16 protein-coding genes, 2 tRNA genes, 1 pseudogene and 1 riboswitch are annotated in these 16039 nt (G+C 67.9%); of the genes and pseudogenes, 10 read left to right on the top strand and 9 right to left on the bottom strand.

The annotated features are described in order from the left end of the window. Window positions 1-36 precede the first annotated feature (36 nt). The 3 genes from OXR08_RS10125 to gap are packed head-to-tail and all read right to left on the bottom strand — an operon-like array spanning window position 37 to window position 2723. Window positions 37-1227 carry a phosphoglycerate kinase gene (locus OXR08_RS10125; protein WP_267349538.1) on the bottom strand — a complete coding sequence of 397 codons (1191 nt, stop codon included), beginning with the start codon at window positions 1225-1227 and terminating at the stop codon, window positions 37-39. Further along, complete coding sequence (locus OXR08_RS10120; protein ID WP_112382792.1) at window positions 1224-1682, bottom strand: MOSC domain-containing protein; 459 nt, start codon at window positions 1680-1682, stop codon at window positions 1224-1226. The genes OXR08_RS10125 and OXR08_RS10120 overlap by 4 nt, the downstream gene beginning before the upstream one ends. Window positions 1683-1712: 30 nt before the next feature. After that, on the bottom strand, window positions 1713-2723 hold the full coding sequence (gap, locus tag OXR08_RS10115; RefSeq protein ID WP_149683282.1) for a type I glyceraldehyde-3-phosphate dehydrogenase: 1011 nt from the start codon (window positions 2721-2723) through the stop codon (window positions 1713-1715). A 224-nt stretch (window positions 2724-2947) separates the two neighbouring features. Between gap and OXR08_RS10110 the strand changes: the two genes are divergently transcribed. The 4 genes from OXR08_RS10110 to OXR08_RS10095 all read left to right on the top strand — a co-directional run bounded on the left by OXR08_RS10110 (window position 2948) and on the right by OXR08_RS10095 (window position 4364). Then, the gene (locus OXR08_RS10110) at window positions 2948-3142 is read left to right on the top strand and encodes a hypothetical protein (RefSeq protein ID WP_112382790.1); all 195 of its coding nucleotides are present in this window, start codon (window positions 2948-2950) and stop codon (window positions 3140-3142) included. Further along, window positions 3142-3450: a cell division protein ZapA gene (locus tag OXR08_RS10105; protein ID WP_112382789.1), complete on the top strand. Its 309-nt coding sequence runs from the start codon at window positions 3142-3144 to the stop codon at window positions 3448-3450. The genes OXR08_RS10110 and OXR08_RS10105 overlap by 1 nt, the downstream gene beginning before the upstream one ends. 177 nt (window positions 3451-3627) lie before the next feature. Next, window positions 3628-4164 carry a 5-formyltetrahydrofolate cyclo-ligase gene (locus OXR08_RS10100; RefSeq protein ID WP_267349537.1) on the top strand — a complete coding sequence of 179 codons (537 nt, stop codon included), beginning with the start codon at window positions 3628-3630 and terminating at the stop codon, window positions 4162-4164. Continuing rightward, the gene (locus OXR08_RS10095; protein WP_112382787.1) at window positions 4161-4364 is read left to right on the top strand and encodes a DUF2842 domain-containing protein; all 204 of its coding nucleotides are present in this window, start codon (window positions 4161-4163) and stop codon (window positions 4362-4364) included. The genes OXR08_RS10100 and OXR08_RS10095 overlap by 4 nt, the downstream gene beginning before the upstream one ends. A 340-nt stretch (window positions 4365-4704) precedes the next feature. On the opposite strand, the gene OXR08_RS10090 is transcribed toward OXR08_RS10095, so the two are convergent. The 3 genes from OXR08_RS10090 to OXR08_RS10080 all read right to left on the bottom strand — a co-directional run bounded on the left by OXR08_RS10090 (window position 4705) and on the right by OXR08_RS10080 (window position 6177). Beyond that, a tRNA-Asp gene (locus OXR08_RS10090) sits at window positions 4705-4781 on the bottom strand. An 85-nt stretch (window positions 4782-4866) separates the two neighbouring features. Beyond that, a tRNA-Asp gene (locus OXR08_RS10085) sits at window positions 4867-4943 on the bottom strand. 58 nt (window positions 4944-5001) lie between these two features. Then, window positions 5002-6177 carry an AI-2E family transporter gene (locus OXR08_RS10080; RefSeq protein WP_240313510.1) on the bottom strand — a complete coding sequence of 392 codons (1176 nt, stop codon included), beginning with the start codon at window positions 6175-6177 and terminating at the stop codon, window positions 5002-5004. A 112-nt stretch (window positions 6178-6289) separates the two neighbouring features. On the opposite strand from OXR08_RS10080, the gene OXR08_RS10075 reads away from it, so the two are divergent. Continuing rightward, on the top strand, window positions 6290-7756 hold the full coding sequence (locus OXR08_RS10075) for a glycerol kinase (protein WP_267349536.1): 1467 nt from the start codon (window positions 6290-6292) through the stop codon (window positions 7754-7756). Between the two features lie 3 nt (window positions 7757-7759). Here the strand turns inward: OXR08_RS10075 and OXR08_RS10070 are convergent, their stop codons facing one another. Beyond that, entirely contained in the window at window positions 7760-7936 is a 177-nt protein-coding gene (locus OXR08_RS10070) for a hypothetical protein (RefSeq protein ID WP_162844001.1), read from the bottom strand. Between the two features lie 225 nt (window positions 7937-8161). Between OXR08_RS10070 and OXR08_RS10065 the strand changes: the two genes are divergently transcribed. The 5 genes from OXR08_RS10065 to OXR08_RS10045 all read left to right on the top strand — a co-directional run bounded on the left by OXR08_RS10065 (window position 8162) and on the right by OXR08_RS10045 (window position 14666). Then, window positions 8162-10183: a 3-hydroxyacyl-CoA dehydrogenase NAD-binding domain-containing protein gene (locus OXR08_RS10065; RefSeq protein WP_267349535.1), complete on the top strand. Its 2022-nt coding sequence runs from the start codon at window positions 8162-8164 to the stop codon at window positions 10181-10183. Then, on the top strand, window positions 10180-11364 hold the full coding sequence (locus OXR08_RS10060) for an acyl-CoA dehydrogenase family protein (RefSeq protein ID WP_267349534.1): 1185 nt from the start codon (window positions 10180-10182) through the stop codon (window positions 11362-11364). Before OXR08_RS10065 ends, OXR08_RS10060 begins: the two co-directional genes overlap by 4 nt. A 13-nt stretch (window positions 11365-11377) precedes the next feature. Continuing rightward, window positions 11378-12505 (top strand): acyl-CoA dehydrogenase family protein, encoded by a 1128-nt coding sequence (locus OXR08_RS10055; RefSeq protein WP_267349533.1) that lies wholly within the window; start codon window positions 11378-11380, stop codon window positions 12503-12505. A 32-nt stretch (window positions 12506-12537) separates the two neighbouring features. Beyond that, a complete protein-coding gene (locus OXR08_RS10050; RefSeq protein ID WP_267349532.1) occupies window positions 12538-13416 on the top strand; it encodes an acyl-CoA thioesterase II in 879 nt (292 codons plus the stop codon). A 42-nt stretch (window positions 13417-13458) separates the two neighbouring features. Continuing rightward, window positions 13459-13569: riboswitch (SAM-I-IV-variant riboswitch) on the top strand. Between the two features lie 41 nt (window positions 13570-13610). Then, window positions 13611-14666 (top strand): low specificity L-threonine aldolase, encoded by a 1056-nt coding sequence (locus tag OXR08_RS10045; protein WP_205411615.1) that lies wholly within the window; start codon window positions 13611-13613, stop codon window positions 14664-14666. A gap of 2 nt (window positions 14667-14668) precedes the next feature. Here OXR08_RS10045 and OXR08_RS18690 read toward each other — a convergent pair whose 3' ends face one another. Further along, a complete protein-coding gene (locus OXR08_RS18690) occupies window positions 14669-15742 on the bottom strand; it encodes a PAS domain-containing methyl-accepting chemotaxis protein (RefSeq protein ID WP_346731898.1) in 1074 nt (357 codons plus the stop codon). A 94-nt stretch (window positions 15743-15836) separates the two neighbouring features. Next, window positions 15837-16039 (bottom strand): annotated as a pseudogene (locus tag OXR08_RS10030) (phosphotransferase family protein); the annotation flags it as partial.

Genomic DNA, 16039 nt, shown 5'->3' with positions numbered 1-16039 from the left:
CCCGCGGCGTCTAAATGTCTAACCTTTTGAGGGTGTTCAGGCGCGAAGCGCGGCCACCCCCGGCAGTTCCCGGCCTTCCATCCATTCCAGGAACGCACCGCCTGCGGTCGAGACGAAGGTGAACTTGTCCCCCACGCCCGCCTGGTTCAGCGCGGCCACCGTATCCCCGCCGCCGGCGACGGAGACGAGGCTGCCATCCTGCGTCAGCGCCGCGGCGGTCTTGGCCAGGCTGACGGTGGCGGTGTCGAAGGGCGGCGTTTCGAACGCACCCAGCGGCCCGTTCCACACCAGCGTCCGGCAATTCTTCAGTACGTCGCCCAGCGCTTCCACCGCGTTCGGCCCCAGGTCGAGGATCATCTCGTCCGCGGCCACTTCATGGACGTTCACCGTCCGCGTCGCGGGGTTCGGCTTGAATTCGGTGGCGACCACCACGTCGTACGGCAGGTGGACGGTGCAGTTCGCCCGGTCCGCCGCCTCCAGAATCTCTTCGGCCGTGTCGGTCAGGTCGTGTTCGCACAGCGACTTGCCCACGTCGACGCCGCGCGCCGCCAGAAAGGTATTGGCCATGCCGCCACCGATGATCAGGTGATCGACCTTGCCGACCAGATGCTTCAGCACCGCCAGCTTGGTCGAGACCTTGGCCCCGCCGACCACGGCCGCCACCGGATGCTCGGGCGCGCCCAGCGCCTTTTCCAGCGCGTCGAGTTCGGCCTCCATCGCGCGGCCCGCATAGGCGGGCAACACCCGCGCCAGCCCCTCGGTCGAGGCATGCGCCCGGTGCGCGGCGGAAAACGCATCGTTGACGTACAGGTCGCCGAGCTTCGCGAACCGCTCGACCACCGCCGGGTCGTTCTTTTCCTCGCCGCCGAAGAAACGGGTGTTCTCCAGGATCGCGATGTCGCCCGGCTGCATCGTGGCCACCGCCGCCGCGTCGCCTTCCCAGTCGATGTAGCGCACTTCGCGCCCCAGCACCGCGCCATAGGGCCGCGCCAGCATCGCCAGCGACATGTCCGGGTTCGGCACGCCCTTGGGCCGGCCGAAATGCGCCAAGATCAACACGATTGCGCCCTTGTCCGCCAGTTCGGTGACGGTCGCGATCGTGGCGCGCAGCCGGGTGTCGTCGCTCACCTGTCCGTCCGCCATCGGTACGTTCAGGTCCTCGCGCACCAGCACGCGCCTGCCATGGAGTTCGCCGATATCGTCGAGCGTCTTGAATGCCTTGGTCATGCTTCCTCGATCCTGATCTGATCGCCGACAGCGATCGTTCCGCCCTCGATCACGCGCGCCAGCGCGCCGCCGCGCCAGTCCGGGGTCAATGCCGCCTCCAGCCCGGGCGCCACCGCCTCCATCCGGATGCACGGATCGCATTCCACCGTGATTTCCAGCAGCACCGGGCCGATGCGCAACCGCGTCCCCGGTACCTGCGGCAAGTCGAAATCATCGACCAGCAGGTTCGCGCGCCGCTCCTGCCAGGGCAGGTCGGTGCCCAGCTCGGCCATCGCCGCCAGCCAGTCGCGCCGCTCGATCAGCGACACCTGCCGCCGGCCGCGGCCACCGGGCTTTACCTGGCCTCGCCAGTCGCCCTCGACCCCGCCGTCCAGCGTCACCGCCGCGCTGGTCAGCACCTCCATCGGTGCCTTGGGGCGGGCACGCCGTGCGATGCCTGCAAGCGTACCCGTCATGCCCGCCCCATCCTTCCAATCACGCTCGGCTCAGAGGAACTTCGCCATGGCGGTCGCGGTGTCGACCATGCGGTTGGAGAAGCCCCATTCATTGTCGTACCAGCTGACCACGCGCACCAGCTTGCCGTCGATCACCGCCGTCTCCAGGCTGTCGACGGTCGAGGATTGCGGCGAGTGCATCAGGTCGATCGAGACCAGCGGCTCGTCCGAGAAGACCAGCACGCCCTTCAGCGGGCCCTCGTCCGCGGCGGCCTTCAGGATCGCGTTCACCTCGTCCTTGGTGGTGTCGCGCTTGGGCGTGAAGGTCAGGTCGACCAGGCTGACATCGGGCACCGGCACGCGGATCGCCGAGCCGTCCAGCTTGCCCTTCAGCTCGGGCAGGACCTCGCCGACCGCGCGGGCGGCACCCGTGGTGGTCGGGATCATCGACATCGCCGCGGCGCGCGCGCGGCGCAGGTCCGGGTGGATCTGGTCGAGGATCTTCTGGTCGTTGGTATAGGCATGCACCGTGGTCATCAGGCCGCGCTCGATGCCGATCGCATCGTTCAGCACCTTGGCCACCGGCGCCAGGCAGTTGGTGGTGCACGACGCGTTCGACACGATCGTGTGACCGGCCTCCAGCTTGTCATGGTTCACGCCGTACACGACGGTCAGGTCCACGCCCTTGCCGGGTGCCGAGATCAGCACCTTCTTGGCGCCGGCATCCAGATGCTTCTGGCACGATGCCTTGTCCGTGAAGAAGCCGGTGCACTCCAGCACCAGGTCGACGCCCAGTTCCTTGTGCGGCAGGTTGGCCGGATCGCGCTCGGCGGTCACGCGGATGTGCTTGCCGTCGATGACGATGTCGTTGCCCTCGGCATGAACCTCGCCCGGATACTTGCCGTGCACGCTGTCGCGGCTGAACAGCCAGGCGTTCGACTTGGCGTCCGCCAGGTCGTTGATCGCGACCAGCTCCAGTTCGCCTGCGCCGCGCTCCAGAATGGCGCGGGCGACCAGACGACCGATGCGGCCGAAGCCGTTGATTGCAACCTTGACCGTCATGCCAGCAATCTCCTACAAATGTCTGTCAAATCACCGGGAGCACCCCGGCGATCATCACGCCCGCCCGTCACGGTACATCGCTGCACTGCACGCGCTTAAGCGTTCGGCACTGCCTTTCGGAGCCGCGCCGCCTGCTGTCAACCGTTGCGCCGCCTTCGCCGGCAACATGGGCGGTGCACTGCTTCCCGCTTGCCGCAACCCCGGCCGCCGCCTAAGTCCGGATCATGCCAGAGCCGACCGCACCGCCCGCCACCGCCGTGGACCGTATCGACGCCGCCATCGCGCGCATCGAATCCGCGATCGAGGCGCGGCTGGACAGTGCCGCTGCGCTGGCCGAACGCCACGCCGCGCTTAAGGAGCGCATGGCGGAGGCGGTGCATGCGCTCGACGAGGTCATCGCGCGCGGGGCGCAGAACTGATGGCACAGGTCACGCTCAGCATCGGCGGCCGCCCGCACACCGTGCAATGCCGCGATGGCGAAGAGGCGCGGCTGCGCACGCTGGGGCAGGTTCTCGATCAGCGCTGGACCGCGGCGCTGCGCGCCGCCGGCGGCCAGCATGGCGAACGCGCGATGCTCTTCGTCGCCCTGATGCTCGCCGACGACCTCGAAGCCGTCGAGCGCCAGCCCCCGGCGGGCGCCGCGATCAGCGAGGCGACGCTCGATCGCATCGCCGATCGGTTGGAAAGTCTCGCCAATGCCCTTGAGCAAACCGGTCCGAGCGCCTAAGTCCGTGTCCGGCGGGTTCTGCCCGGTACGAGCCTCGATCATCCCTGAGGCTATTCATCATCCAAGGGGGCTGTCCCTGCCCGGGCCCTGGCCCGACGCACATGGTCCCCACCTGACGTACTGGGCGTCAGTGGATATTCCGGCAAACGGCCATGGCGGTCCCGCCACCCGCCTTTCATGACCGATAAGCGCGCTCTGCGCGCCCGCATGCGGGCGGTTCGCGACGGGCATGATCGCACGCACCCTCTGCCCGTACCGTCCGCCTTCGCGGGCCTGCTGCACGGCGCACGCACGATCGCCAGCTACATGCCCGTCGGTGCAGAGGCCGATCCCGCGCCCTTCGCGCGGGCCGCACTGACCGCTGGGCTGCGCCTGGCCCTCCCCCATGTCGTCGACCGCGCGACGCCGCTCCGCTTCCTGCACTGGGACGGCACGTCGCCGCTCGCCGCCGGCCCCTTCGGCCTGCTCCAGCCCCTGCCCGCCGCACCGCCCGCCACGCCGGATATCATCCTCACGCCCCTCGTCGCCTTTGACGCGCGGGGCAACCGGCTGGGCCAAGGCGCCGGCCACTATGACCGCGCCTTCGCCGAATTTCCCGATGCCCGCCGCATCGGCATCGCCTGGAGCGTGCAACAGGTCGATGCCCTCGCGCCCGACGCCTGGGACATCCCGCTGCACGCGATCGCCACCGAACTCGATTGGATCGTCCCATGAACCCCAGTTGGCGCAAACCCGCAGGCATGCTCCTGATCCTCGCGATCATCGCCGCCTGGGCCATCCTGATCACCAGCCTGTCCGTCACGGTCGGCCGCTGGCACTGGACGCTGCAACTGGTGTTCTATCTCGTCACCGGCATCGTCTGGATCACGCCGATGAAACCCCTCCTCCGCTGGATGGAAGGCGGGCGGCGGTAATCTTGATTCACGCGAAGACGCGAAGACGCGAAGATAAGAAGATGGGTTCACGCGGAGGCGCGGAGGCGCGGAGAAGTTGCGCCTGCCGCAGCCGCGCCTGACCTCCGCGATCGGAAGACAAGCAACGGCCTGTGGTAAATGAATGAGCCTTCGGCTCGGCGAACCTCTCCGCGCCTCCGCGTCTCCGCGCGAACAAAATCTTCTTCGCGCCTTCGCGTCTTCGCGCGAACAAAAATCAACAGGCGCCCGACCAAAGCCGCACCTGAGTTTTCAACATCACCGGGGAGAATAAAACCCTCGCATCCCGCGAGGCGGTGGATACGCCGTCCCATGAAAGGGATGGCGCGAGTGACGGGGCTCGAACCCGCGACCTCCGGCGTGACAGGCCGGCGCTCTAACCAACTGAGCTACACCCGCTAAGCGTCCGATGTCGCACTAGCGCGAGATCGTGCGATCCACAGGGATTTCGACATTCCTTGACCACCGCCCCGACAAGGGGAAATGGCGCGAGTGACGGGGCTCGAACCCGCGACCTCCGGCGTGACAGGCCGGCGCTCTAACCAACTGAGCTACACCCGCTGAAAGCGTCGAGGCGCGCCAACTAGGCGAGCGCCCGACGGGTGTCAACGCCTCTTTTTCACGGCTCTTTCGCGGCCGGCTTGCGGCGGTCCTGCTGCTGCTGGACGAGCGTGCCGTGCTCGAACAGGAAACCGGCTATATCGGGCTTGCCCGCCGCCTTGATGACGGTCTGGATGATGATGAGCAGCGGCACCGCCAGCAGCGCGCCGATCGTGCCCCACACCCATCCCCAGAAGCTCAGCGAGATCAGGATCAGGATCGGATTGATCGTCAGCCGGTGGCCCACCACGAACGGCGTGATCGCGTTCGCCTCCACCAGGTGCATGCCGTACATGATCGCCGGCGGCACCAGCGCGGTCCAGATGTCGCCAAAGGTCATCAGCCCGCCCAGTGCCAGCAGGATCGCGCCGATCACCGGCCCGAAATAGGGGATGTAGTTCAACAGCGCGACGATGCCGCCCCACATCAGCGGATAGGGCATGCCGTAGAGCGCCAGCACCCCGGCCACCGCCCCGCCCAGCGCCAGGTTGATGATCGTGATCGTCCCCAGATAGGCCGACACGTCGTCCACCACGTCCTGGATCACCCGCGCTGTCGCCATCGCCCCATCGAAGCTCGTCCGCCCGGTGATCGTCTGCTGGCGCATCCGCGTCCACCCCGACAGGAAGAAGAACACCACCAGCACCCCGAACAGGAACTGCACGATCACCGTCGGCGCCGACGTCGCCGCCAGCTCCAGAATGGAAGACGGCGGCGCCACCGCCGGGGTCGAGGGCGATCGCACCGGTGTCGACGCCACCTGCCGCAGCGCCCGGTTCACATAGCGTTCCAGGTTGGAATACAGGTCGAGCAGCGGCGCCAGATTGTCCTGGATGCGCCCCAGCCGACTCGGCAACAGCCGGAAGAAGTCGGTCGCCGGCACCACGATCGCGGCCAGCGCGACATTGGCGACGATCAGGAAGATCAGCACGCACAGGATCGACGCCAGCGGCGACGGCACCCGCCGCCGCTCCAGCCATTCCAGAACCGGCACCAGCGCCACCGCGATCACCAGTGCGGTGGTGAGCGGCAGGAAGAACTCCGCCCCTTCCTTCAACGCAAAGGGCAACGCCAGCACCAGCCCCACCCCCGCGGTCAGGGTCAGCGCGGCGAGCAGCCGGTCGCGCCGCATCGCGATCCGCACCGCATCCTCCGCGTCCACGCCGCTCGGAATGCCCAGGATACTGTCCCCCATGGGAAGCGTCGGGGGCGGCGCGGCATCCGCCGGCTGATCGGGATCGGTGTCTTGCATGATATCTGGTCTAGCGCCTTTCCTGGTCCAAGTAATCCCGGCTAGCGTACCGCCGATGCGTGAATATCTTCTGGTCCTGGACGAGGGCACCACCTCCACCCGCGCGATGCTGTTCACCGCCGATGGCCGCTGCGTCGCCAGCGAGGCGTCGGCCCTGACCCAGCATTATCCCCGGCCCGGCTGGGTCGAACATGACGCCGCCGAAATCTGGCGCCGCTCACTCAACGTCACCGCCGCGATGGTCGCGCAAGCCGGCGGGGCGGACCGGATCGCCGCGATCGGCATCGCCAACCAGCGCGAAACCGTGGTGTTCTGGGACAAGGCGACCGGCGAGCCGCTCGCCCCCGCCATCGTCTGGCAGGATCGCCGCACCGCCGCCGAATGCCGCCAGTTGCGCGAGCATGGCCATGAACCGCTCGTCCAGGCGCGCTCCGGCCTGATCCTCGATCCCTATTTCTCCGCCTCCAAGATCGGCTGGGCGCTGCGTCACTGGCCGCAACTGGCCGAAGCCGGCGACCGGCTGGCGATCGGCACCGTGGAAAGCTGGCTGGTCTGGAAACTGACCGGTGGCCTGCACATCACCGATGCCAGCAACGCCAGCCGCACCGCGCTGATGAACACCGCCCCCGGCGGCGGCTGGGACGACGATCTGGCCGCGCTGTTCGACGTGCCGCTATCCGCGCTGCCCGAAATCACTGACTGCGCCGGCCGCTTCGGCACCACCAGCGCCTTCGGCGGCGCCATCCCGATCACCGGGCTTGCCGGCGACCAGCAGGCCGCCACCATCGGCCAGTCGTGCCTCAAGCCCGGCGAGACCAAGGCGACCTTCGGTACCGGTGCCTTCATCCTGTCGGTCACCGGCACCCGCGCCTGCACCTCCGGCCATCGCCTGCTGTCCACCATCGCGTGGCAGGTCGGCGGCATGCGCACCTATGCGCTGGAAGGATCGGTGTTCGTCGCCGGCAGCCTGATCCAGTGGCTGCGCGACTCGCTTGGGCTGATCCGCGACGCCGCCGAAACCGACGCGCTCGCCCGCAGCGTGCCGGACAGCGCCGGTGTCTATCTCGTGCCCGCGCTCAGCGGCCTTGGCGCCCCCTGGTGGGAGCCGGACGCGCGCGCCGCCATTTCCGGGCTCAGCTTCGCCTCGAACAAGGCGCATGTCGTGCGTGCCGCGCTGGAGGCGATGGCGCATCAGGCGCACGACCTGAAGACCGCCTTCGCCGCCGACGGTCAGGACTGGCACCGCCTGCGCATCGACGGGGGCATGGTCGCCAATGACTGGATGGCGCAGGATCTGGCCGACATGCTCGCGCTGGAGGTCGAACGGCCGCACTTTGCGGAGACGACCGCGCTTGGCGCCGCGATGCTCGCCGGCGTCGGCATCGGCCTGTTCGGCTCGCTTGAGGAGGCCGCGGCGATGCGCGGAGCCACCACTACCTTCCGCCCCTCACTGGACGCATCGACCCGCGCCGCGCGTCTCGCCGGCTGGGCGGACGCCGTCCGCCGCGTCACCGGCGCCTAGCCGCTACCAGGCGCGCGGCACGCTGCCCGTACGCTCGGCCACCGCATTCTCGATCGCCTGCAACTGCGCACGGCTCAGCACGCCCGCGTCCATCAGGTGGCGCATCAGCTCGTCGGTCAGCGCCGCCAGAAAATGCAGCTCCGCACGCTCCGAACCCTGGTCATCGCTCGCACCGTCCATCACCGATCTCCCTGAAGTCCGCCGCCCAAGGCTAACGCGCTTGTACGCCAACACAAACACACAAAGCGTTAAGCCTTTGCTTCCAACATCATGTTGAAGATCGGGTTCGGCCGGACGGCACGATAATGCGCTTGCGCCGCCGTAGATACGGCGCGATACACTCCTTCAGATTAGAAAGCATGGTATGGCGCATGACGCCGCCGCCATCGACCAGGAGAGTGTTCGATGACCACCGCCGCATCCCCCATCCGCACCGAACGACATGACGACATCCTCGTCATCGTCTCCGACAACCCGCCGGTGAACGCGCTGGGCGCCGCGGTCCGGCAGGGGCTGGAGGCGGCGGTGAAGCAGGGTGTCGCCGATGCGTCGATCGCCGCGATGGTGATCCGTTGCGACGGCCGCACCTTCTTTGCCGGCGCCGACATCACCGAATTCAGCAAGCCGATGCAGGCACCGCTGCTCCCCATGCTGGTCGACATGATCGAGGTGTCGGACAAGCCGATCGTCGCCGCGATCCACGGCACCGCCCTGGGCGGCGGGTGTGAGGTGGCGCTCGCCTGCCACTACCGCGTCGCCGCGCCCTCCGCCAGGCTCGGCACGCCCGAGGTGAAGCTGGGCCTGCTCCCCGGTGCCGGCGGCACGCAGCGTCTGCCCCGGGTCGCCGGCATTCCGCTGGCTCTGGAAATGACGGCCAAGGGCGATCCCGTTTCCGCGCGCACCGCGCTCGATGCCGGCCTGATCGACCGCATCGTCGGCGAGGACAGCCTGGCCGAAGACGCGCTCGCCTTCGCCCGGGAGATCAGGGCAAAGCGTCCCATCCCCCGCGCGTCGCAGCGTGCGCTTGCCCCCGACCCGGACGCCGTCGCCGCCTTCACCAAGGCCAATGCCCGCCGCTTCCGCGGTTTCGAGGCGCCGGCCGCCAACATCGCCTGCATCGTCAAGGCCAGCGAGACCGGCTACCCGGAGGGCGTCGAGTTCGAGCGGTCCGAATTCATGCGCCTGATGACGGGCAACCAGTCCGCCGCGCAGCGCCATCTGTTCTTCGCCGAGCGACAGGCCGCCCGCATCGACGACGTGCCCGCCGAAACCGCGCTCCGCCCTGTCGATCATGTCGGCATCATCGGTGCCGGCACGATGGGCGGCGGCATCGCCATGAATTTCCTGTCCGCCGGCCTGCCCGTCACCATCGTGGAAACCAGTGCCGAGGCGCTGGACCGCGGCGTTGCCGTCATCCGCCGCAATTACGAGGCGACCGCGGCCAAGGGCCGGATGACGCCCGAACAGGTCGAACGCGCCATGGCGCTGTTGACCCCGACCCTCGATTTCGACGCGCTCGGCACCCCCGATCTCGTCATCGAGGCCGTCTATGAGAATATGGAGGTGAAGCAGGATATCTTCACCCGCCTCGATGCCATCGCCAAGCCCGGCGCGATCCTGGCGTCGAACACCTCCTATCTCGATATCGACGCCATCGCCGCCTGCACCGCCCGGCCGCAGGACGTGGTGGGCATGCACTTCTTCTCGCCCGCCAACGTCATGAAATTGCTGGAAGTGGTCCGGGGCGCAAAGACGGCGGGCGACGTCCTCGCCACCGTCATGGCGCTTGCCAAAAAGATCCGGAAGGTCGCGGTGGTCGCCGGCGTCACCTACGGCTTCATCGGCAACCGCATGCTGATACCGCGCCAGACGGAGGCCAACGCCCTTCTGCTCGAAGGCGCCAGCCCCGAACAGATCGACCGCGTCCATGTCGAATTCGGCATGCCGATGGGCCCGTTCCAGATGGCCGACCTCGCCGGCGTCGACATCGGCTGGCACCGCGATCCGACCCGTATCGAAAGCGTCCGCGACCAGCTCGCCGCGGAAGGGCGCTGGGGCCAGAAGAAACAGGCCGGCTTCTACGATTATGACGAGAAGCGCACGCCCCGGTCCAGCCCGCGCGTCGCCGAGATCCTCGACGAATGGCGCCTGAAGACGCAAACCCCGCAACGCCAGATCAGCGACGAGGAGATCGTCGAGCGCACCCTCTACACCATGGTCAACGAAGGCGCGCTGATCCTGGAGGAGGGCAAGGCGCAGCGCGCATCCGACATCGATGTGGTGTGGATCTACGGCTATGGCTGGCCGGTCTATCGCGGCGGCCCGATGTTCTGGGCAAAGGCCGAGGGCTATGACAAGATCGTCGCCGGCCTCGACAAGCACGGCTTTCCCGTCGCGAACAGCCTGCGCCAGGGCAACATCAAATGAGCGACCTCGCCACCTTTCGCGCCGAAACCCGCGCCTGGCTGGAGGAAAACTGCCCGCCCGAAATGCGCGAGCCGGTCCGCTCCGACACGGACATCTGCTGGGGCGGCCGCCGTTTCCAGCCATCCTCGCCGGCACAGAAGGATTGGCTCGACCGCATGGCGGCGCGCGGCTGGACGGTGCCCGACTGGCCGCGCGCTTACGGCGGCGGCGGTCTGTCGCCGGCAGAGGCCAAGATCCTGCGGGAGGAGATGCGCACGCTCGGCGCCCGCTCCCCGCTTTATTCCTTCGGCATCTCGATGCTCGGCCCCGCGCTGCTCAAATACGGCACCGAGGAACAGAAGCTCGACCACCTGCCGAAGATCGCGCGCGGTGAAATCCGCTGGTGCCAGGGCTATTCCGAACCCAATGCCGGCTCCGACCTCGCCTCGCTCGCCACCTGGGCGGAGGATGCCGGCGATCATTATGTCGTCTCGGGCCAAAAGGTCTGGACGTCCTACGCCGACAAGGCCGACTGGATCTTTTGCCTCGTCCGCACCTTGAAGGAGAGCAAGCAGGGCGGGATCAGCTTCGTCCTGTTCGACATGGCATCCCCCGGCGTCTCGACCCGGCCGATCCTGCTGATCAGCGGCTATTCGCCCTTTTGCGAAACCTTTTTCGATGGCGTGAAGGTTCCCAAGGCCAACCGCGTCCACCACGAGAACAAGGGTTGGGACGTCGCCAAATATCTGCTCGGCCATGAGCGCGAGATGATCTCGGGCATGGGGCTGGGCGCGCGCGGCGAGACCGCGCTGGTCGACGGTGCGCTGAAGGCGATCGGCCGGGACGAAGCGGGTCGCCTTGCCGATCCGCTGCTCCGCGGGCAGATCGCGCTGTTCGACATTCGCGCCCGCGCCTTTGCCGCGATGAGCGAGCGGTTCATGGACGAACTGAAGGCCGGTCAGGCGCATCCGGCACAACCATCGATGATGAAATATTACGGCACCGAGCTGAACAAGGCGCGCCACGAACTCGTCATGGCAGCAGGCGGATCGGCCGCGCTGGAATGGGAAAGCGAGCGTTCGCACGGCGGCGCGAAGCCCCGCGCCTGGCTGCGCACCAAGGCCAATTCGATCGAGGGCGGCACCAGCGAGATCCAGCTCAACATCATCGCCAAGCGCATCCTCGACCTGCCCGGCGCCTGAGGAGTCTACCCCCATGCCCCTGTTCCTGAACGAAGAACAGTCGATGCTGCGCGACACCGCGCGCGACTTTATCGGCGATGCCGCGCCGCCGTCGCACCTGCGCGGCTTGCGCGATGCCGATGACCCGACCGGCTTCTCGCGCGACCTGTGGAAGCAGTTCGCCGAGTTGGGCTTCACCGGCATCCTCATTCCCGAGGCACAAGGCGGCCTCGGCCTCGGCCATGTCGAGGCGGGGGTGGTGCTGGAGGCGATCGGCCGCAACCTTTCTCCGTCCCCGTTCCTGTCCACCGCAGTAGCGGCCGTCGCCGCGTTGAGCGATACGCCTCATGCCGCAAACGTCTTTCCCGGCATCGTCTCGGGCGACACTGTCGCCGCGCTCGCCATCGACGAAGGGCCCAAGCATCGCGACCATATCGCCCTGCGCGCCGAACGCGCCGGCAACGGCTTTCGCCTGTCGGGTACCAAGCGCTTCGTCACGCACGGTCACACCGCCGACCTGATCCTCGTCGCCGCCCGCACCGCAGGCGCACCCGGCGAACACGCGGGGCTCACCCTCTTCCTGCTCGATCGCGACCGTGCCGGTCTGTCCGCGGACGCTCACCGGCTCGCCGATGCCGGCCTTGCCGCCGATCTCGTCTTCGACGGCGTGGAGGTCGATGCCGATGCCGTCGTCGGAGAGGTCGATGCGGGCGCCGTCCCCCTCGCCCGCCTGCTCGCCGCCGGCCGCACCGGCGCCGCGGCCGAACTTCTCGGCGTCGGCACCGGCGCGATGGACCGCACGGTCGGCTATCTCAAGGAACGCCGCCAGTTCGGCCAACCGATCGGCAGCTTCCAGGCACTGCAACACCGCGCCGCGCACCTGTACAGCGAGATGGAGGTGGCCCGCGCCGCGGTGCTGAAGGCGCAGCAACTGCTCGATGCCGGCGATCCGGCAGCGGATGAAGCGGTGTCGGTCGCCAAGGCGATGTCCGGCCTCGCCGCCACGCTCGCCGTGCAGGAGGGCATCCAGATGCACGGCGGCATCGGCATGACGGACGAATATGACATCGGCTTCTTCATGAAGCGCGCGCGCGTTCTCGCGGAGTTCTTCGGCGACGCCAATTATCATGCCGACCGGCTGGCAGCCGCATCGGGCTATTGACGTTTACGGAAAGCACGCCATCACGGTCGGTGATGGATGACACCACCGATCCCCGCCGCCTTGCGCAAGACCTGGTCGACCTGCTCGATGTCGAGGAACTGGATACCGACCTTTATCGCGGCCGTCGCCAGCCCGGCGGGGTCGGCCGCGTCTTTGGCGGACAGGTCATCGCGCAGGCCTTGCAGGCGGCACAGCGCGCCACCGACGCGCCCAAGGTCGCCCATTCGCTCCACGCCTATTTCATGCGGCCCGGCGACGAGGACTTCCCGATCATCTACCGCGTCGTCCGCGATTTCGAGGGGCGCAGCTTCGCCACCCGTCGGGTGATCGCCATGCAGCGCGGCCGGCCGATCCTCAACATGGCCTGCTCGTTCCAGATGCCCGAGGACGGCCTGGTGCATCAGGACATGATGCCCGAGGTGCCGCCCCCGGAATCCCTGCGCAGCGAGGCGGAACTGCGCCGCGACACGGCCGATGCCATTCCCGAAAAGCTCCGCCGCCTGCTGCTGCGCGAACGCCCGATCGAGATGCGCCCGGTCTATCCGCACGACTGGATGTCGCCGGAGAAGCATGCCCCCAGACAGGCCATCTGGTTTCGCCTCGTCGCGCCCATCGACGCCGATGACGCGATGCACCGCGCGATCCTCGCCTATGCGTCGGACATGGCGCTGCTCGGCACCGCCATGCTGCCCCACGGTGTCCACTGGCTGACGCCCTCGATCCAGACCGCCAGCCTCGACCATGCGCTGTGGCTGCACGAGCCGTTCCGCGCCGACGAATGGCTGCTCTACGTCACCGACAGCCCTTGGGCCGGCCACGCACGCGGGTTCAACCGCGGCACCATCTTTGCCGCCGACGGTCGCCTCGTCGCCAGCGTCGCCCAGGAAGGCCTGATCCGTCAGCGCATCTGACGCGCCCCTTGCCCTGCCCACAATCCTTTGCTACCCGCCCCGCCACAACATCAAGAGTCGGGCCGACGCCCGGCACCAACCTGCTCCCGGGCAAGGTGGTGCCCCCATCCGCGGATGGGGGGATGTGGCCGACTGGCAAACCTCGGGCCCTTCCCATTGCGTCGTTCCGTCTCTGCAAGACAGGAACCCTACGCGTGCCCCACACTGCCCAGCAATTTGCGAGCGACAACTACGCCGGCATCTGTCCGGAGGCTTGGGACGCGATGGCGCAGGCGAACCGCGGCCATGCCCCCGCCTATGGCGACGATCCCTGGACGGATGCCGCTGCCGATGCGTTTCGTCGCCTGTTCGACACCGATTGCGAGGTCTTCTTCGCCTTCAACGGCACCGCCGCCAATTCGCTGGCGCTCGCCGCGCTCTGCCAGTCCTATCACAGCGTCATCTGCTCCTCGTCTGCCCATGTCGAAACCGACGAGTGCGGCGCGCCCGAATTCTTCTCCAACGGCTCCAAGCTGCTCGTCGCGCAGACCGCCGACGGCAAGCTGACGCCTCAGGCGGTGCGTGCGCTCGCCACCAGCCGCTCCGACATCCACTTCCCCAAGACGCGCGCCGTCACCATCACCCAGCCGACCGAGACCGGCCAGGTCTATACCATCGCCGAGATCGAGGCGCTGTCCGCCACCTGCCGCGAACTGGGCCTGCGCCTTCACATGGACGGCGCCCGCTTCGCCAACGCCTGCGCCACGCTCGGCTGCTCGCCCGCGGCGATGACATGGCAGGCCGGGGTCGACGTGCTGTGCTTTGGTGGCACCAAGAACGGCATGGGCGTGGGCGAGGCGATCCTGTTCTTCGATCGCGCGCTGGCGCAGGATTTCGATTATCGCTGCAAGCAGGCGGGCCAGCTTGCGTCCAAGATGCGCTTCCTCGCTGCCCCCTGGGTCGGCCTGCTCGACAGCGGTGCCTGGGTCCGCAATGCCGCCCACGCCAATGCCTGTGCACAGCGCGTGGCACAGCGGGTCGCCGACCTGCCCGGCATCGGGCTGATGTTCCCGGTGGAGGCGAACGCGGTGTTCCTCCAGGCGCCCGAATCCGTGCTCGCGGGCCTGCGGGAGCGGGGATGGCGCTTCTACACCTTTATCGGCGGCGGCGCCCGGTTCATGTTCGCCTGGGATGCCGATCCGGACCGGGTGGAGGCGCTGATCGCCGACATTCGCGCCGCCGCCCTGGCGGAGGACCTCGTCCCCGCTTGATCTCAGCGGGTGGCGAACGCCGCCGTATCCGCCAGCATCGCGCGCGCCGCATGGGTCGCGGCGCGCGTGTCGTTGGCCAGTTTCTTCACCTCGCTGGCGACGATGCCGAAGCCGCGCCCGGCGTCACCCGCCCGCGCTGCCTCGATCGTCGCGTTCAGGGCCAGCATGTTGGTCTGGCTGGCGATGCCGGCGATGCTGTCCACCACGCGGGTCAGCTCGTCCAGCACATGCTCTACGTCCGCGCGGCGCGCATCCGCTTCGCCCCGGAACCGCTGGCTCTCGTCCAGCCGCGCCGCCACCTCCTGCTCCAGCTTGACCTGTGCGGAGATATCGGTGGCGAACTTCACCACCTTCCACGGCTGACGGTCCGCATCCAGGATCGGGGTGTAGGTCGCCTGGATCCAGATCGGCCGGCCGTCCGCGCCGCGCCGCTGGAACCGGCCGGACGCGAAATGCCCCTTGCCCAGCGCCTGCCAGAAATCATGATATTCCAGCGAGGCGCCATAGCCGCTGTCGCAGAACAGGCGGTGATGCTGCCCCACCAGCTGCTCGACGCCATATCCGAACAGGTCGGAGAAGATCGCGTTGGCGTGCAGAATGCGGCCGGTCAGGTCGAACTCGATCACCGCCTGCGACCGGTCGATGGCGCTCAACATGCCCTCGGCCGCGGCGGCGGCGCGGCGCTGCCCGGTCACGTCGGTGGCGATCTTCAGCACCTTTTGCGGCACCCCTGCGGCGTCGCAGATCGGGTTGTACGTCGCCTCCACCCACAAGGCGCGTCCGTCCCGTCCCAGCCGGCGATGCTGCCCGGCCTGAAAGCACCCTTTCGCCAGCGCGCGCCAGAATGCGTCATATTCGGGGGAGGCGGCGAAATCGGGCGGACAGAACAGCCGGTGATGCTGGCCGACAATCTCGGCCAGCCGATACCCCGTCGCCTTCAGGAAATTGGCGTTCGCCCATGCCACACGGCCATCCAGCTCGAACTCCACCAGCAACTGCGACCGATCGATCGCCGTCCACAAGGCGCCTTCCCGCAACGCGCTGCTGGTAATCTCGTCGGAAAGCCGTTGTGCCATGGTCCCCGTCTGCACCGGATACCGCTAAGCCAATCTTAACCCGGCAACTATTCCACCAAACATGGATCGATGTCGGACCATGCCGGTGCCGTGCTCACGCCCCCGCGCGCGTCGCGAAATGCCACGCCGCCGCCGCCAGCATCGGCAGGCGTGCCACCGTCTGCTCGGCCTGTGCGCTTGATGCATTGCCATCGATCATCCGCCGCTTGATCCCCTGCACGATACCCACCAGCCGGAACAGGTTATAGGCAAAATACCAGTCGAGCTGCGGCACCCCGTCCCGCCCCGTCGCCATGC

This window comes from Sphingomonas sp. GM_Shp_2 (assembly GCF_026540875.1).
GTDB classification, from domain to species: Bacteria; Pseudomonadota; Alphaproteobacteria; order Sphingomonadales; family Sphingomonadaceae; genus Sphingomonas; species Sphingomonas carotinifaciens.
This window is presented reverse-complemented; position numbering and strand designations above follow the sequence as displayed.

Coding starts and splice junctions, on each gene's coding strand:
- OXR08_RS10100 (WP_267349537.1), top strand. CDS start 3,628: ATGACCGATAAGCGCGCTCTGCGCGCCCGCATGCGGGCGGTTCGCGAC.
- OXR08_RS10055 (WP_267349533.1), top strand. CDS start 11,378: ATGCCCCTGTTCCTGAACGAAGAACAGTCGATGCTGCGCGACACCGCG.
- OXR08_RS10125 (WP_267349538.1), bottom strand. CDS start 1,227: ATGACCAAGGCATTCAAGACGCTCGACGATATCGGCGAACTCCATGGC.
- OXR08_RS10105 (WP_112382789.1), top strand. CDS start 3,142: ATGGCACAGGTCACGCTCAGCATCGGCGGCCGCCCGCACACCGTGCAA.
- OXR08_RS10065 (WP_267349535.1), top strand. CDS start 8,162: ATGACCACCGCCGCATCCCCCATCCGCACCGAACGACATGACGACATC.
- OXR08_RS10070 (WP_162844001.1), bottom strand. CDS start 7,936: ATGGACGGTGCGAGCGATGACCAGGGTTCGGAGCGTGCGGAGCTGCAT.
- OXR08_RS18690 (WP_346731898.1), bottom strand. CDS start 15,742: ATGGCACAACGGCTTTCCGACGAGATTACCAGCAGCGCGTTGCGGGAA.
- gap (WP_149683282.1), bottom strand. CDS start 2,723: ATGACGGTCAAGGTTGCAATCAACGGCTTCGGCCGCATCGGTCGTCTG.
- OXR08_RS10095 (WP_112382787.1), top strand. CDS start 4,161: ATGAACCCCAGTTGGCGCAAACCCGCAGGCATGCTCCTGATCCTCGCG.
- OXR08_RS10075 (WP_267349536.1), top strand. CDS start 6,290: ATGCGTGAATATCTTCTGGTCCTGGACGAGGGCACCACCTCCACCCGC.
- OXR08_RS10120 (WP_112382792.1), bottom strand. CDS start 1,682: ATGACGGGTACGCTTGCAGGCATCGCACGGCGTGCCCGCCCCAAGGCA.
- OXR08_RS10050 (WP_267349532.1), top strand. CDS start 12,538: ATGGATGACACCACCGATCCCCGCCGCCTTGCGCAAGACCTGGTCGAC.
- OXR08_RS10080 (WP_240313510.1), bottom strand. CDS start 6,177: ATGGGGGACAGTATCCTGGGCATTCCGAGCGGCGTGGACGCGGAGGAT.
- OXR08_RS10060 (WP_267349534.1), top strand. CDS start 10,180: ATGAGCGACCTCGCCACCTTTCGCGCCGAAACCCGCGCCTGGCTGGAG.
- OXR08_RS10110 (WP_112382790.1), top strand. CDS start 2,948: ATGCCAGAGCCGACCGCACCGCCCGCCACCGCCGTGGACCGTATCGAC.